The following is a 14,567-nucleotide window of genomic DNA, read 5'->3' as shown; positions in this document are numbered from 1 at the left end:
AATACGGATAAGGTGTTCCACGGACGGCTCCCTTGTTTGAGATCTCAACGAACTCATTCTGGCACATCCGATGCCGTCGGGCGCCGTCCACCCCATCATGCCGTGACATCAGCCGAAGAATGCAGCGGCTCAGAACGGCGCTTGTATCCGCCATTGCGCTCGTCGCCCTTCCACCATGACCGCGAGCCAGAAGCTGCGGAAGCGCTGGCTCCGCCAATGGAAGACCGAATTGATCGAGACGACCAGTCCCAGAGTGCTTCGAGCTTTTTCGCAGGACCGGGTGGCAGCGTTTGGTTCTGGTCTGCTGGAGCACTGCCGCAAGGTAACGGCATGGATCCCAGGGTCTGCGCCGCGTCGCTTCGCTCCTTGCTCCGCCCAGGGATGACGAAGGGAGGGTTTCGGCTAATCTCCTAAATTTGCGATTTGCGACTAACGGGAATGATCGACCTTCGTTGCTGGTTGACCCGACTTACACGCAGTTGGCCGAGAAACGATCGAATCAGCGCCGAAACCGGCCGATAACGTCGGTATTGGCGAGAAGTCTGTGCACCAAAGCACGCGCACTTCCGATCGGAAGAAGCCAAAAACAAAAAAACCGCCTCGGCGGGCGGGTCGTTGGAGCCAATTAGCACCATACCGAAATTGGTAGCATAGCTGCCGGCACAAAGCAAGAACAAAATAGCTGCGACGGCAAAAAAGTCCGAATTCCTTTCCCACCCGAGGTCGCCGCCCTCATTGCCTAGCGTTGATGATCAGCGAAAGCCGAAGTGGCATCCAATCTCCCCCTCGTGGGGGAGATGTCCGGCAGGACAGAGAGGGGCGCGAAGGAATGCGAGTTTTGCAATCGTTCGGAGCAACGCCAGCCCTGGCGCAACCATCACCGGCGCGACCGGCCGATAACGTCGTCGGTATTGGCGAGCAGTCTGTGCACCGCGGCGCGGGCTGCAGCGGGCCGCTGCAGGCGGATGTTCTTCTCGATCGCCTCGTGCAGTGCCTGCGCCCGCCGCTGATCGCTGGTCTCGCGGGTGACGAACTGGAACAAATGGTCGAGCGCCGATTCGATCAGCACGCCGAGCGGCACCAGCAGATCGTTGCCCGAGGCCCGCAGGATGGCGAGGTGAAACCGCGTGTCGGCGCGCGTCCGCTCCTGCAGATTGGTTGCCTCGCCCATCTCGCGGCAGGCCTGGCTGATCTCGGCCATCTGCTCGTCGGTGCGCCGCATGGCGGCAAAGGCGCTGGCCTCCGGCTCGATGATGTGGCGGAACTCCTGCACGGTCCTGAGGAACACCTCACGGTCCGGCGAGGTCGCGTACCAGGCCAGTACGTCGCGATCGAGCAGGTTCCAGCGTTCCTTCGGCTCGACCCAGCTGCCGATTTTCGGGCGTGACGCCAATAGGCTCTTCGCCATCAGCATTTTTATGGCTTCGCGCACCGCCGAGCGGCTGACGTCGAAGGTCTCGGACCATTTGGCTTCGTTGGGCAGGATGGTTCCCGGCGGATAGTCGCCGCGCACGATCCTCAGCCCGATTTCGTTGGCGAGCGAGGCGTGCACACTCGAGCCGGGAAAGTGTGCGGCATCGGCACGCCGAACGACGGCCGGCCGCCCAGGCTCTGCCTTGAATTTGGCGGGTCGCTTTTTTGATGTCGCGTCCGGCATTGGTATTCCCCGGCAACTGCTTGTCGAAAGCCTGAACTCAGGGCACGGCAAAGCAGCGGCCTACGCTCCAAAGCAGCGTCGCCTCGTGCGTTTTGTATGGACGATGCGTAACGGGGCGCCCGACGGGCGCCCCGAAACTGCGAACCTACTTCTGGATGCAGGTGTCGACGGTGTCCTTGGTGCATTCGTCGAGGCCGGTGAACACCGGATCGGCGACCGGCTTGCCGTCGACCAGGTCGATCATCACCGAGGGTGCCTTGTAGCCCATCTCGAACGGCCGCTGGCCAACCAGCGCGGTCACCAGCCCGTCACGAGCAATCGCCACCTCGTCGCCGATCGTGTCGGCGGCGCCGATGACAAAGGCGTTGCTGGCGATCTTGTCGGCCATCGGCTTGAACAGGTCGCGGTAGGGCTGCGGAGCGCCGAACAGCGGCCAGCCGCCCATGATACCGAAGGCGTCGAGATCGGGATTGGCGGCGAGGATGTCGGTCATCGCCTGCACGCCCTTGGCGCCGTCGTCATTGGTGAACACCGGGCAGCCGGCAACTTCCGTCCAGCCGCCTTCGCCCGCCAGCGCCGCGAGGCCGTCCTTGCCCGACAGCGCGTCACGCATGCCCTGCGCGCGGCGCAGGATGTTGTCGGCGGCCGGATTGCCTTCGATGGTGCAGATCTTGCCGCCATTCGGCTTGGCCTTCTTGATGTATTCGCCGATCTTGTGACCCATCAGGTAGTTGTCGGTGCCGAGATAGGTCTTGCGCAGCGCCGCATCTTCCTTGCTGAGGTCGGCGTCGAGGGTCATGATCGGGATCGACGGATTGGCGCTTTTGATCGTCTGCGCGATCAGCGGCGCGTTCGATGGCGAAATCGCCATTGCCACCGTATCGGGCTTGCTCAGCATGTCCTGGACGATCTGGGCTTCACCGGCCTCATCCGAGGTCGATGCCGGTCCGGTGTAGAAGCATTCATATTCCGAGCTGGCGTTTTCCTTGTTCCATTTCTCGCAACCCTGGTGGATGGCCTCGAAGAATGGATTGTCGAGACCCTTCACGACGATGACGAGCTGTTTCTTGGCCATGGCCGGCCCGGCACCCAACGCCATGACGGCGGCGGCAGCGAGCAATAGTGATTTCCTCATGTCAGTCCTCCCTTTTGAAACAAACGGACACCGCGTGCCCGCCACACACAGATCGACCCGGAGCAAGATGACAGAGGACGTCGCACTCGTGTCGCCAAGCCAGGTCGATAAGCATTTTCATATTCAGTCTCAGACCGGCACCGACAGATATCGCTGGTTACCAAATCCCTGACCGACAAACCCTCACCGATTCCTTCCGGCAACCCGGGGGCTCGGCGCAAGCTCCTCCGACACTTAGCTAATATCGCCTTGTCACCGACGTCAATGCTATTTGTCCTACAAAACTGATTTTTCGAAAGAAGCCGTGGTTGACGCCAAGGAGGCTTATGCGTAAATGGGCAAAATCGCTGCTTCCGGGAGGAACTGGGGAGAGCGAATGGCCGCGGCAGAACCGCAGGCCGCAAAGCACGGGGAGGCAAGAAGGCTGGTGGCGGTTCTCGAACTCACCAACATCTCGAAGCATTTTGGCGCCATCCAGGCGGTCAACGACGTTTCGTTGTCGATCGAGGCCGGACAGGTTGTCGGCCTGATGGGCGACAACGGCGCCGGCAAGTCGACGCTGGTCAAGATGATCGCCGGCAATTTCCCGCCGAGCCATGGCACGATGCAGATGGACGGCAAGGAGATGATCCTGCACAAGCCGGTCGAGGCGCGCCAGCACGGCATCGAAATCGTCCATCAGGACCTGGCACTGTGCAACAATCTGACGGCCGCCGCCAACGTCTATCTCGGCCGTGAATTGCGCCGCGGCCTCGGGCCGCTTCGCATCCTCGACTATGCCGCGATGTACAAGCGTGCCGGCCAGATCTTCGCCGAGCTGAAATCCGAAACGCGCCCGCGCGACCTGGTCAAACAAATGTCGGGCGGCCAGCGGCAGGCGGTAGCGATCGCCCGCACCATGCTTTCGCAGGCCAAGATCGTGCTGATGGACGAGCCGACGGCGGCGATCTCGGTGCGCCAGGTCGCCGAGGTGCTGAACCTGATCCGCCATTTGCGCGACCAGGGCATCGCCGTCGTGCTGATCAGCCACCGCATGCCCGACGTCTTTGACGTCGCCGACCGCGTCATCGTCATGCGGCGCGGCCGCAAGGTCGCCGACAAGACGATCGCATCGAGTTCGCCGGAAGAAGTCACCGGGCTCATCACCGGCGCCATCGAACAGGTATGATTGACGCCTCAACCATGAGTAAAAAAGGTCGATAATGGCAGTCACCCTTGATCAGACGATCGCGCACAAGCAGCACACCTTGCTGAGCAAGGTGTTTGCCAGCCAGACCTTCTGGGTGGTGATCGCGGTCATCCTCGCCTGCCTGTTCCTGTCGGTGGCCACGGATTCCTTTGCCACGACCAAGAACCTCTACAACATCACCCGCAACGTCACCTTCGTCGCCATTGTGGCGCTCGGCATGACCTTCGTCATCATCACCGGCGGTATCGACCTGTCGGTCGGCTCGGTGCTTTGCCTGTGCTCGATGGTGCTGGCCGTGACCATGCATGCCGGCTACGGCATCGAGATCGGCATTGCCGCTGCGATCGCCACAGCGCTGATCATCGGCGCCTTCAACGGGGTTCTGATCGCCTATCTCGGCTTTCCGCCTTTCGTGGTGACGCTCGGCATGCTGTCGATCGCACGCAGCCTAGCCATGGTCGCCTCCAACAACACCGTCGTCTTCCAGTTCGGGCCGGATCACGACAAGCTGCTGGCGCTGGGCGGCGGCGCCTGGGTGTTCGGCATCGCCAATCCGGTGCTTTACATGATCGTGCTGGCGTTGATCACCGGCTTTGTGCTGCGCTGGACGAAATTCGGCCGGCACATCTTCGCCATCGGCGGCAACGAGCATGCGGCAACGCTGACCGGCGTTCCGGTGCGCCAGATCAAGGTCGTCGTCTACATGATCTCGGCAATGGCGGCTGGCCTTGCCGGCATCATCCAGACCGGCTGGCTGGGCGCGGTCACCACCAATCTCGGCAACGGCATGGAGCTTCAGGTGATCGCCGCCACCGTCATCGGTGGCGCCAACCTGGCCGGCGGCATGGGCACGGCCTTCGGTGCGGTCGTCGGCGCGGCGCTGATCGAGGTCATCCGCAACAGCCTCGGCCTGCTCGGCATCAATGCCTTCTGGCAAGGCGTGTTCATCGGCGGCGCCATCCTGCTCGCCGTGCTGTTCGACCGCATCCGCAATTTCAGGCGCAACGACTGACGTTCAAGCGCAGCCTCCCCCTTCTCCCCTTGTGGGAGAAGGTGTCGCCGAAGGCGACGGATGAGGGGTGCTCCAGCTTGGCATCGCCTCATTTCTTCCAACACCCCTCAACCGTCTCGGCGCTAGCGCGCCGATCCACCTTCTCCCACAGGGGGAGAAGGGGACGCGCTCCTATCGCCGGGTCTGAAAATCCGCCGCTGCGGCGCATGGCCGGCGCCCGGACGTGCACATCCGTCTTGACGCAAGCCCGAACTGAGCCGCACAATCGCTCGCAGCAGGCGAAGGGAGGCCAGTCGCCTGCGGGAGGATATACCCATGACGGAAGCGATCAGGCTCTACTGGGGCCGGTTCGGACATGTTTCTGTCCTGAACGTCGCCAGCGACTTCGTCACCCATGCCCATGTCGAGGCGCATATCATCATCTGGCTGGAAGGCACGGCCGGCGAGATGACCATCGGCCGCGAGACGGTGCGGCTTGGACCGGGCACCGCCGCCGGCATCAATTCCTTCCAGCCGCACAGCCACGCTCTGTCCCGCGACGGCACGCCCGGCCTGTTCCTCGCCTTTTACATCGATCCGGACTGGGCTCGAAGGCGCCGCGAGCTGCCTTCCTCCGCGCCGCTGTTCTCCGCCCCGGCAATCACGCTCGAGCCTTGGCTGCACAAGGCAGCGGCTAACCTCCTCGACCATCTCAGCGACAATGAGAGCATCGACGACATCGCCAATTACGAGATCGAGCGCTTCATCGACAGCGTGCTCGATGCCGCCGACGCGTCCGCACCGCAGACCGTGCGTGGCCGCGTCAACACCATGCAGGACTTCCGCGTCCGCAAGGCGATCCAGCTGATGAAAGCCAATGTCTGCGAGCGTATCTGCTTCGACGACGTGGCGCGCAGCGTCGGCCTGTCGCGGCCACATTTTTTCGCGCTGTTCAAGGAACAGACCAATCTGACGCCCAACGTCTATTGGAACACGCTGCGCATGGAGGAAGCGGTGCGGCAGTTGCAGTGGTCGCAGGAGCCGCTGATCTCGGTCGCCTGCAATCTCGGCTTCACCACGCAAGGCAATTTCTCGCGCTTCTTCCGCGACCATGTCGGCGTCCCGCCGACGCTTTACCGCGAGGCGGCGCGGGCGATCAGCTGAGCGCCCGTTTTTTCAGACTATTTGATAGGCGTTCAAGACGCATTGATAAGCGCCGCCGAGCCTGCCGCCCTACCCTCCCAGGCAGCTGATTTGCAAGGGAACGATCATATGGCGAAAGTCACCATCTCCAGCGTCATCGACGCGCCGGTCGAAAGGGTCTGGGCGCGCATACGCGACTTCAACGGCCTGCCGACCTGGCACCCGCGCATGGTCGAAAGCCATATCGAGGACGGCAAGGATGCCGGCACGATCGGCTGCGTGCGCAATTTCCAGCTCGCCAGCGGCGCCCGCCTCCGCGAAAAGCTGCTCGATTTCTCCGACGAGAACTTCCTCGTCAGCTACGCCATCCTGGAGACGCCGCAGCCGCTGACCAATCACAAGTCGACGCTGCAGTTGCGGCGGGTGACGGACGGCGACCGCACCTATGCCGAATGGACCGCCAGCTTCGACGCCGCTCCCGAGGAAGCCGATAAATTGGCCGAAGGCATGGGCGCCAATGTTTTCCAGGGCGGGTTCAACGCCCTGAAGAACCACTTTGCCGGCCAGAGTTGAATGACGGACTAACCCCGAAAAAGGGAGCGTTCCATGGCGCTTGCACTGCAGACTTTCGCGACGGTGAAGGACGCCAGCGCGGCGCTGAAAGCCGCCGGCGCCCGCTATCTCGGTGGCGGCACGCTGGTCGTGCGCGCCGTCAATGAAGGCTTCGTGTCGATCTCCGGTTTCGTCAGGTCGACCGACCCGGCGTTGTCGGCCATCACGGTCTCCGGCGGCACGGTCCGCATCGGCGCTTCGGTGACCATGGCGGCGATCGCCCGTCACCCGGATCTGGCCACTCTTGCCCACGCCGCGCGCGCCGTCGGCGGCCCGGCGATCCGCAACATGGCGAGCGTCGGCGGCAATCTCTTCGCGCCAACGCCTTACGGCGATTTCACCGTTGCGCTGCTGGCTTTGGATGCAACTGTCAGCGCCGATGACGGCGAGCTGCCGATTGAGACATTCCTGGCGAAACGCGAAAGCAACCACGCCATCGTCACTGCGGTCGGCTTCACGATTCCGAAGGAAGGCGGCTTTCGCTTCCTGAAAGTGTCGAGGGTCAAGCCAAAGGGCATTTCGGTGCTGAGCATCGCCACCGTGCTGGAGGACGCACCGGACGGCACCGTGTCATCCGCGCGGATCGCGCTCGGCTGCATGGCCGACCGGCCGATCCGTGCCAGGGCGGCGGAGAAGGCCCTGATTGGCCGCAAACTCACGAGCGAGGGCATCGCACCGGCACTGGCTGTTGCGCGCGACGGCACTTCGCCGCCAACCGATCCGATCGCCAGCGCCTGGTATCGCTACGAAGTCCTGCCGGTCCATCTCGGCCGGCTGCTGCTCGCCTGAAAGACCGTGGCGCGTATGTCCGCCTGGCTGCGGCGCAAGGAGTAAAAAGATGGCAAAGGTCCCGGTTCAGTTCACTCTCAATGGTGCGGAGAAAGCCGAGTTCATCGACAGCGGCACGACGCTGCTTCATGCGCTGCGCGACAAGATCGGCGACACCTCGCCGAAGGGCGGCTGCCATCAAGGCACCTGCGGCGCGTGCTCGGTCATCATCGACGGCGAGCTCAGGCTGTCCTGCCTGACGCTGGCGGAGACCTGCAACGGTGCGGCCATTACCACGACCACGGGGCTGGCAGAAGGCGGCGTGCTGCATCCGCTGCAACGCGCTTTCCTCGACGCCTTCGCGACGCAATGCGGTTTCTGCACGCCGGGCATGATCATGGCCGCCAAGGTGCTGCTCGACCAAACCCCGAACCCCAGCCGCGAGGACGTGGTCGAGGCGTTGTCGGGCAATATCTGCCGCTGCACCGGCTACGAACCGATCATCCAGGCGGTGCTGAGCGCTGCGCGCTCCAATTCGCAGAACGCGGCTTGAGGGAGTCAAAAAGATGGAACTCCGCAAGAACTACTTCGCCGACCAGCGCAAGGACGATCTGCACGAGATCGGCCAGCCGCGGCCGCGTTCGGATTCGCCCGGCCATGTCACCGGCAAGACCGCCTATTTCGCCGACCGCAATTTTCCCGGCATGCTGCACCTGAAGATGGTGCGCAGCCCGCATCATCACGCCCGCATCCGCAGCATCGATACGTCAGAGGCGGAAAAGCACCCCGGCGTCGTCAAGGTGCTGACCGCCAAGGATGTGCCGCACAATGTCTACACCATCCTGATCCTGATCCAGATCGGGCCGGAGGACGAGACGGTGCTGGCCGACGGCAAGGTGCGCTGGAAGGGCGAGGCCGTGGTGGCGGTGCTGGCCGAGACCGAGCGTGCCGCCCAGGAAGCCGCCGCCAAGGTCAAGGTCGATTACGAGGTGCTGCCGGCCGTCTTCGACATGGACGAAGCGCTGAAGCCCGGCGCGCCGATCGTCAACGAATATCACGGCCGGAATTATTACCTCTACGATAGCGGCGAATGCCGCAAGGTGCGCTTCGGCGATGTCGAGGCAGGCTTTACAGGAGCCGACCGCGTGCTCGAACAGACCTACCAGTCTTCACCGATCGAGCATGCGCCGACCGAGACGACCGGCTGCATCGTCGCGCCGGAGGGCAACGACCGCTTCACCTGCTACACCAACACGCAGGCGATGTTCTTCACTCTCGATAACGCCTCGATCATCCTGCAGATGCCCGGCAACAAGCTGCATTTCGTCGGCGGCACTGTCGGCGGCGGCTTTGGCGGCAAGGTCGACGTCATCGTCGAGCCGATCGCCATCCTTGGCGCCAAAATAACAGGACGACCGGTCTGTTTTATCTACAGCCGCGAGGAAGAGATGCAGATTTCCTCGCCGCGCGCCGCCGAGAAAGTCGTCATCAAGGACGGCGTCATGAACGACGGCCGCATCGTCGCGCGCAAAGTGACCGGCTACACCGACGCCGGCGCCTATTCGCGCCATTCGCCCTACGGCGCACAGAAGGGCGCCGGGCATTATCCCGGCCCGTATACGATCCCGAATGTCTGGATCGACACCTACTGCGTCTACACCAACCGCACCCCGTCCTCGGCGATGCGCGGCTTCGGCGTGACGATTGGCGATTTCGCGCTGGAGGTGCAGATGGACAAGCTCGCCCGGCTGATCGGCATGGACCCGCTCGAATTCCGTTTCATCAACGCCTATCGTGACGGCGACATCAAGGCACACCGGCAGCCGACCGAGGGCGCGGCACTGATCGAGTGCATGCAGGAAGCCTCGCGCGCCGCCAACTGGCCTGTGGCGGAAAAATTCATGGCGATGTCCTCTTACGCGAAGGGAGCTTGAGATGGCGATCAGGCGCGGACGCGGCGTCGCCGCGATCAATTATCCGACCGGCATGAATCTCGGCGGCGACCCGACGCAGGCGCTGGTCCATTCGACGCCGACCGGCAATTTCATGGTCACGCTGTCGAGCGTCGACCTCGGCCAGGGCATGAAGCAGATCATGGCGCAGATCTGCGCCGAGACGATCGGCGTGCCGACCGACCGCGTCGTCGTCGACACCGCCGACACCGACACCGGCCCGCATTGCATGGGCACCTTCGCCTCGCGCGGCACGCACCGCGCCGGCAACGCCGTCATCCAGGCGGCCAGGGAAGCCCGCCAGGTGATGCTGGAAGTGGCGGCCGAGGAGCTGGAGGTGAATGCCTCGGACCTCGAGACCGATGGCCAGGGCAATATCCTGGTCAAGGGCGCGCCGCAGAAATCGATCTCGATCTTCGATGTCGCGCTGTCAGCGCATTTCAAGCGCGGCCGTTCGATTTCCGGCCGCGGCATGTTTTTGATCCCGCGCTCCTATCCGGAGAAAGAGACCGGCGCGATGAAGCCCTCGACCTGCTATGCGCACGCCTGCACGGTTGCCGAGGTCGAGGTCGACGACGAGACGGGCGAGGTCACCGTGCTGACGGTGAAGAACGTGTTCGAGATCGGCCGCGCGCTGAACCCGAAAATGGTCGAGCAGCAGCTGGTCGGAGGCTCGTGGATGGGCATCAGCCATGCGCTCTACGAAACGACCGAACCCTATTATCCCAATCGCGACCATGGCGGCACCGACTTCAACCAATATCTGATGCCGGGTCCTGGCGATCTTGCCGAAACCGACATCATCGTGCTGGAACGGCCCTCGGCCGACGGGCCGTATGGCGCCAAGGGGCCGGGCGAAATGTGCGCCAACCCGCAGATCCCGGCGGTCGCCAATGCCGTCTTCGACGCCGTCGGCGTGCGCATCGACACGCTGCCGATCACGCCGGAGCGCATCCTGCGGGCGCTGAAGGCGCAAGCCCCGAACTGAGTGCTGGAAATGCCCAAGAGAAGTGCCGAGACAGTCGCGACCTCGCCGGAGGCGGTGGCGTCCCGCCTCGCCGCCTCGCACTATCTCGCCGATGAGAGCCTGGCCACCGCCATCTTCCTGACGATCCGGCTGGGCAAGCCGCTGCTGCTCGAAGGCGCGCCCGGCGTCGGCAAGACGGAAGCGGCGAAGGCGATAGCCGAGGTGCTCGGACGCGATCTGGTGCGGCTGCAATGCTATGAGGGCATCGACGCCGCACACGCGCTCTACGAATGGAACTACCAGCGCCAGCTGCTCGCCATCCGCCATGCCGGCGAGCACGAGATCGACATCTACGACGACCGCTTTCTGATCGCGCGGCCGCTGCTGCAGGTGCTGAAGGCGCCGGAAAAGCGCGTGCTGCTGGTCGACGAGATCGACCGTTCCGACCATGAATTCGAAGCCCTGCTGCTGGAGTTCCTCTCCGATTTCCAAATCAGTATTCCCGAGCGCGGCACCATTCGCGCGACGGCGCAGCCGATCGTCATCCTGACCTCGAACCGCACCCGTGAACTGGCCGAAGCGCTGCGGCGGCGCTGCGTCTACCACTGGATCACCTATCCCGACGCCGGGCGCGAAGCCGAGATCATCATGCTGCGCGCCGGCGATGTCGCCGAGGCCACGGCCCGCGCCGTGGCTGCTGCCGTGCGCGACATTCGCGCCCGTCCGTTGGCCAAGCCGCCAGGCATCGCCGAGGCGGTCGAATGGGCCAATGCCGCGACCATCCTCGAAAAGGGCGGCAGCCCATGGCCGCAAGCGTTTCGCCGCGCCATCGGCGTGCTGATCAAGGACGAGGAGGATCTATCCTGCATCGCGCCGGAGCTCGGCAAGATTGTCGAGGAGGCGCTGGCGTGATGCACGATCGACCCGCCTCTTTCCACAATACTGGCGCTCTACGGCGCCCCCCTCTGTCCTGCCGGACATCTCCCCCACGAGGGGGGAGATTGGCAGTTTCGTCGGCGTCGCCCTTCCTGCAACATTGGAGATTGGCGAAAGCATTCGTGACCGCCAATCTCCCCCCTCGTGGGGGAGATGTCCGGCAGGACAGAGGGGGGCGCGAAGGATCGCGACGCCGAAGACCTGTCAGCCATGTGTAACAAAGTCAGCTTACCTCGCGCGGCCACCCCCTTGCTCGGCTTTGCCCGCCTTCTGCGCCGCTACGGCTTTGCCATAGCGCCCGAACAGGTCTCCGGTTTCATGCAGGCGGTGACGCTGCTCGGGCCGCGCTCGATGGCCGACATCCACGAGGCGGCCCTTGCCACGCTGGCGCCGCCGCCCGACCGCCGCGACGAATTCGAGGCGCATTTCCGGAGCCATTTCTATGGCAGCACTGCTGCCGTGGTCGAAGGCGAGGCCGACGAGGAAACCCGCATCAAGGACGATGGTGCAACGGGCGAAGAAGAAATCGAGGTGGTCCGCCAGGAGCAAGGCGGCGAACTGTCTTCGGCCAGCGAACAGTTGAGCGTCCGCGAGTTCCAGCGCGACAGCGACGGGCTTGCCGCCTTCCGCCGCAAGCTCGCCACCGCGTTGCCCGCCCGCCGCTCCTTCCGCACCGTGCGCACGCATGCCCGCGGCAAGCTCGACCTGCGCCGCTCGCTGCGCGAAATCGTCAGTGCCGACGGCGATATCCCCTCGCCGCTGCTGCGCCAGCGGCAGACAGTGCCGCGCAAGCTTCTCATCATCATCGATGTGTCCGGCTCGATGAAGCTCTACACATCGGACTATCTCAAGCTGGCGCATGGGGCCGTGCAAGGCGCCGACCGGGCGGAAATCTTCACTTTCGGCACACGGCTGACCCGCATCACCTCGCCGCTGCGCATTCGCGATCGCGACCAGGCGCTGGCCCGCGCCGCTGCGCAGGTCGACGACTGGGACGGCGGCACCCGCATGGGACCGACACTGCTCGCCTTCCTGTCGGTGCCGCGCTTCTCCGCTTTTGCGCGCGGGGCGGCAATCGTCATCCTGTCCGATGCGCTGGAGCGCGGCGATCATGCCGAGCTGGAGACCGCGATGCGCCGGCTGAGCGCCCGCGCCTTTCGGCTTTCGCTGGCGACGCCGCTGGCCGGCGACCCGCGCTTCCGGCCGGCCACGGCAGCACTTCGCGCCATCCTGCCGATGCTCGACGATCTGGTCGACGGCTCGTCGATCGCCGGCCTCACCGATTTCATCCTGTCGCTCGCCCGCCCAGCTCCGGCGGCCGCGGCAATCTGGACGAGGGTTTTGTGATGCAAAAGGCGATCGACGCGCATTTCCACATCTGGCGCCGAGAGGACCAGCCCTGGCTGCGCGGGCCGATGGTGCCGCGCATCTTCGGTCCATACGAGCCGATCCGCCGCGATTATCCGATCGAGGAATTCCTCGCCGATCAGCAAGGTTCGGGTGTCGAGAAGGCGGTCTATGTGCAGACCAACTGGGCCAAGGAGGATTTCGAAAAAGAGGTCGCCTTCCTGCAGAAGACCGCGGAAGAAACCGGCTGGCCGCACGCCATCGTCGGCTATGCCGACATGACCGTGGACGACGTGCGTCACCAGATCGACCGGCTGAAAAAATATCCGCTGCTGCGCGGCGTGCGCATGCAGCTGCACTGGCACGAAATGCCGGCCTTCCGCTTTGCCGCTTCCGCCGACCAGGTCATCGATCCCAAGGTGCGGGCCAATGTCGCGCGGCTGAAGGATTACGGCCTGTCCTTCGACCTGCAGCTTTTCCCAGCCCAGATGAAGGACGGGCTGACGCTCGTCGGCGACAACTCCGAGACCAATTTCATCCTCACCCACGCCGGCATGCTGACCGACATGGAGCCGGAGACCACCGAGGCGTGGAAGTCCGGCCTGCGCACGCTGTCAGCGGCGCCCAATTTCTATGCAAAGCTGTCCGGCCTCGGCACCTTCGTCCACCGCAACGACCCGGCGCTGATCGCCTATATCGTCGACAATGCCATCGACATCCTCGGCAGCAATCATCTGATGTTCGGCTCGAACTTCCCGATCGAGAAGCTGTGGACCAGCCATGCCGAGCTGATCAGGGCGCACCGGGAAGCGGTGGGCAAGCACGGCACGGCGGCAGAGGCCGATATCTTCTGGAACACGGCGGAGAAGGTATATCGGCCGGTGTAGCGCGCATCCCTTCTCCCCTTGTGGGAGAAGGTGGATCGGCGCTTAGCGCCGAGACGGATGAGGGGTGCCGGAAGGAACTCGGCGGAGAAAATCCAAGCGATTTGAAGCACTTACGTCTCCAAGGCCGCGATCCGTCCAGCACCCCTCATCCGACCGAGCTTCGCTCGGCCACCTTCTCCCACAAGGGGAGAAGGGAAGGCGCCGCGCCTCACCTCACCGCACCTCGAACTCCGGATCGACCGGGATCTGCAGCGCCGTCACCATCTGGTTGGTCTGCCCGGCCAGCCCGATGATCGACACCAACTCGCCATGCTGCGCATCGCTCATGCCTTTGGCCCGTGCTGTCGCCGTATGCGAATGGACGCAATAGGAGCAGCCATTGGCGGTCGAGACGGCGATGTAGATCATCTCCTTGGTAAGCGGATCGATGGCGCTGTCAGCGACCATCACCGCCTTGAGCTGCTCCCACACCCGCTTCAGCGAGACCGGATCATTGGCCAGCCCACGCCAGAAATTGTTGACGAAGTCGGATTTGCGCGTTGCGCGGATGTCGTCGAACACGGCTTTTACGGCGGGAATCGCCTCGACCTCGGCATCGGTCAGAAGTCTTGTGGTGGCCATGGGCAGGCCCCTTTCGTTTGAATCATTATGCGAGATCGTTGAATCAGGTCTTGAGAAAAAGTGGCTAATCGTCTCGGATAAATCAGCAATTGACGCGCTTAGGCAAGGCCTTGAATGCCGGCCGAAGCCCCTCACCTTCGTCATCCCTGGGCGAAGCAGGAGCGAAGCTCCGTCGCGGAGACCCTGGGATCCATGCCGTGACCTTAGCCGAAGAACGCAGCGAAACAGAATTCTGCACCGCGGCAGCGCTCTGATGTAGCGGCATGATGGGGTGGACGGCGCCCGACGGCATCGGATGTGCCAGAATGAGTTCGTTGAGATCTCAAACAAGGGAGCCGTCCGTGGAACACCTTATCCGTATT

Annotated in this window: 14 protein-coding genes; 11 read left to right on the top strand and 3 right to left on the bottom strand. The window is 63.7% G+C overall.

Annotation, left to right across the window (positions count from 1 at the left end; all coding sequences use genetic code 11):
- Positions 1-877: 877 nt before the first annotated feature.
- Together NKI18_RS32630 and NKI18_RS32625 are read right to left on the bottom strand one after the other, a co-directional pair.
- Positions 878-1,657: a FadR/GntR family transcriptional regulator gene (locus tag NKI18_RS32630; RefSeq protein WP_023675806.1), complete on the bottom strand. Its 780-nt coding sequence runs from the start codon at positions 1,655-1,657 to the stop codon at positions 878-880.
- A 145-nt stretch (positions 1,658-1,802) separates the two neighbouring features.
- The gene (locus NKI18_RS32625; RefSeq protein WP_023675805.1) at positions 1,803-2,792 is read right to left on the bottom strand and encodes a sugar-binding protein; all 990 of its coding nucleotides are present in this window, start codon (positions 2,790-2,792) and stop codon (positions 1,803-1,805) included.
- Positions 2,793-3,219: 427 nt separating this feature from the next.
- Between NKI18_RS32625 and NKI18_RS32620 the strand changes: the two genes are divergently transcribed.
- The 11 genes from NKI18_RS32620 (at position 3,220) to NKI18_RS32570 (ending at position 13,584) form a co-directional block, all read left to right on the top strand.
- A complete protein-coding gene (locus NKI18_RS32620; RefSeq protein ID WP_502900801.1) occupies positions 3,220-3,960 on the top strand; it encodes an ATP-binding cassette domain-containing protein in 741 nt (246 codons plus the stop codon).
- A gap of 34 nt (positions 3,961-3,994) precedes the next feature.
- The gene (locus tag NKI18_RS32615; protein WP_352458732.1) at positions 3,995-4,993 is read left to right on the top strand and encodes an ABC transporter permease; all 999 of its coding nucleotides are present in this window, start codon (positions 3,995-3,997) and stop codon (positions 4,991-4,993) included.
- 315 nt (positions 4,994-5,308) lie between these two features.
- Positions 5,309-6,136: a helix-turn-helix domain-containing protein gene (locus NKI18_RS32610; protein WP_353021937.1), complete on the top strand. Its 828-nt coding sequence runs from the start codon at positions 5,309-5,311 to the stop codon at positions 6,134-6,136.
- A gap of 108 nt (positions 6,137-6,244) precedes the next feature.
- Entirely contained in the window at positions 6,245-6,688 is a 444-nt protein-coding gene (locus NKI18_RS32605) for an SRPBCC family protein (RefSeq protein ID WP_352622414.1), read from the top strand.
- 33 nt (positions 6,689-6,721) lie between these two features.
- The gene (locus NKI18_RS32600; RefSeq protein ID WP_352622416.1) at positions 6,722-7,516 is read left to right on the top strand and encodes an FAD binding domain-containing protein; all 795 of its coding nucleotides are present in this window, start codon (positions 6,722-6,724) and stop codon (positions 7,514-7,516) included.
- 49 nt (positions 7,517-7,565) lie between these two features.
- Positions 7,566-8,048 (top strand): (2Fe-2S)-binding protein, encoded by a 483-nt coding sequence (locus NKI18_RS32595; protein WP_352622417.1) that lies wholly within the window; start codon positions 7,566-7,568, stop codon positions 8,046-8,048.
- Between the two features lie 13 nt (positions 8,049-8,061).
- Positions 8,062-9,429: a xanthine dehydrogenase family protein molybdopterin-binding subunit gene (locus NKI18_RS32590; RefSeq protein ID WP_352622419.1), complete on the top strand. Its 1,368-nt coding sequence runs from the start codon at positions 8,062-8,064 to the stop codon at positions 9,427-9,429.
- A 1-nt stretch (position 9,430) separates the two neighbouring features.
- Complete coding sequence (locus tag NKI18_RS32585) at positions 9,431-10,435, top strand: xanthine dehydrogenase family protein molybdopterin-binding subunit (protein WP_352622421.1); 1,005 nt, start codon at positions 9,431-9,433, stop codon at positions 10,433-10,435.
- 9 nt (positions 10,436-10,444) lie between these two features.
- On the top strand, positions 10,445-11,326 hold the full coding sequence (locus NKI18_RS32580) for an AAA family ATPase (RefSeq protein ID WP_352622423.1): 882 nt from the start codon (positions 10,445-10,447) through the stop codon (positions 11,324-11,326).
- Between the two features lie 234 nt (positions 11,327-11,560).
- Positions 11,561-12,697: a vWA domain-containing protein gene (locus NKI18_RS32575; protein WP_352622425.1), complete on the top strand. Its 1,137-nt coding sequence runs from the start codon at positions 11,561-11,563 to the stop codon at positions 12,695-12,697.
- On the top strand, positions 12,697-13,584 hold the full coding sequence (locus NKI18_RS32570; RefSeq protein ID WP_352622427.1) for an amidohydrolase family protein: 888 nt from the start codon (positions 12,697-12,699) through the stop codon (positions 13,582-13,584). Before NKI18_RS32575 ends, NKI18_RS32570 begins: the two co-directional genes overlap by 1 nt.
- 213 nt (positions 13,585-13,797) lie before the next feature.
- Here the strand turns inward: NKI18_RS32570 and NKI18_RS32565 are convergent, their stop codons facing one another.
- Positions 13,798-14,205, bottom strand: coding sequence for a carboxymuconolactone decarboxylase family protein (locus tag NKI18_RS32565; RefSeq protein WP_352622429.1), 408 nt, complete (start codon positions 14,203-14,205; stop codon positions 13,798-13,800).
- Between the last annotated feature and the right edge of the window lie 362 nt (positions 14,206-14,567).

This window comes from Mesorhizobium sp. M0800, assembly GCF_040320095.1.
GTDB lineage: Bacteria > Pseudomonadota > Alphaproteobacteria > Rhizobiales > Rhizobiaceae > Mesorhizobium.
This window is presented reverse-complemented; position numbering and strand designations above follow the sequence as displayed.

Coding starts and splice junctions, on each gene's coding strand:
- NKI18_RS32630 (WP_023675806.1), bottom strand. CDS start 1,657: ATGCCGGACGCGACATCAAAAAAGCGACCCGCCAAATTCAAGGCAGAG.
- NKI18_RS32625 (WP_023675805.1), bottom strand. CDS start 2,792: ATGAGGAAATCACTATTGCTCGCTGCCGCCGCCGTCATGGCGTTGGGT.
- NKI18_RS32615 (WP_352458732.1), top strand. CDS start 3,995: ATGGCAGTCACCCTTGATCAGACGATCGCGCACAAGCAGCACACCTTG.
- NKI18_RS32610 (WP_353021937.1), top strand. CDS start 5,309: ATGACGGAAGCGATCAGGCTCTACTGGGGCCGGTTCGGACATGTTTCT.
- NKI18_RS32605 (WP_352622414.1), top strand. CDS start 6,245: ATGGCGAAAGTCACCATCTCCAGCGTCATCGACGCGCCGGTCGAAAGG.
- NKI18_RS32600 (WP_352622416.1), top strand. CDS start 6,722: ATGGCGCTTGCACTGCAGACTTTCGCGACGGTGAAGGACGCCAGCGCG.
- NKI18_RS32595 (WP_352622417.1), top strand. CDS start 7,566: ATGGCAAAGGTCCCGGTTCAGTTCACTCTCAATGGTGCGGAGAAAGCC.
- NKI18_RS32590 (WP_352622419.1), top strand. CDS start 8,062: ATGGAACTCCGCAAGAACTACTTCGCCGACCAGCGCAAGGACGATCTG.
- NKI18_RS32585 (WP_352622421.1), top strand. CDS start 9,431: ATGGCGATCAGGCGCGGACGCGGCGTCGCCGCGATCAATTATCCGACC.
- NKI18_RS32580 (WP_352622423.1), top strand. CDS start 10,445: ATGCCCAAGAGAAGTGCCGAGACAGTCGCGACCTCGCCGGAGGCGGTG.
- NKI18_RS32575 (WP_352622425.1), top strand. CDS start 11,561: ATGTGTAACAAAGTCAGCTTACCTCGCGCGGCCACCCCCTTGCTCGGC.
- NKI18_RS32570 (WP_352622427.1), top strand. CDS start 12,697: ATGCAAAAGGCGATCGACGCGCATTTCCACATCTGGCGCCGAGAGGAC.
- NKI18_RS32565 (WP_352622429.1), bottom strand. CDS start 14,205: ATGGCCACCACAAGACTTCTGACCGATGCCGAGGTCGAGGCGATTCCC.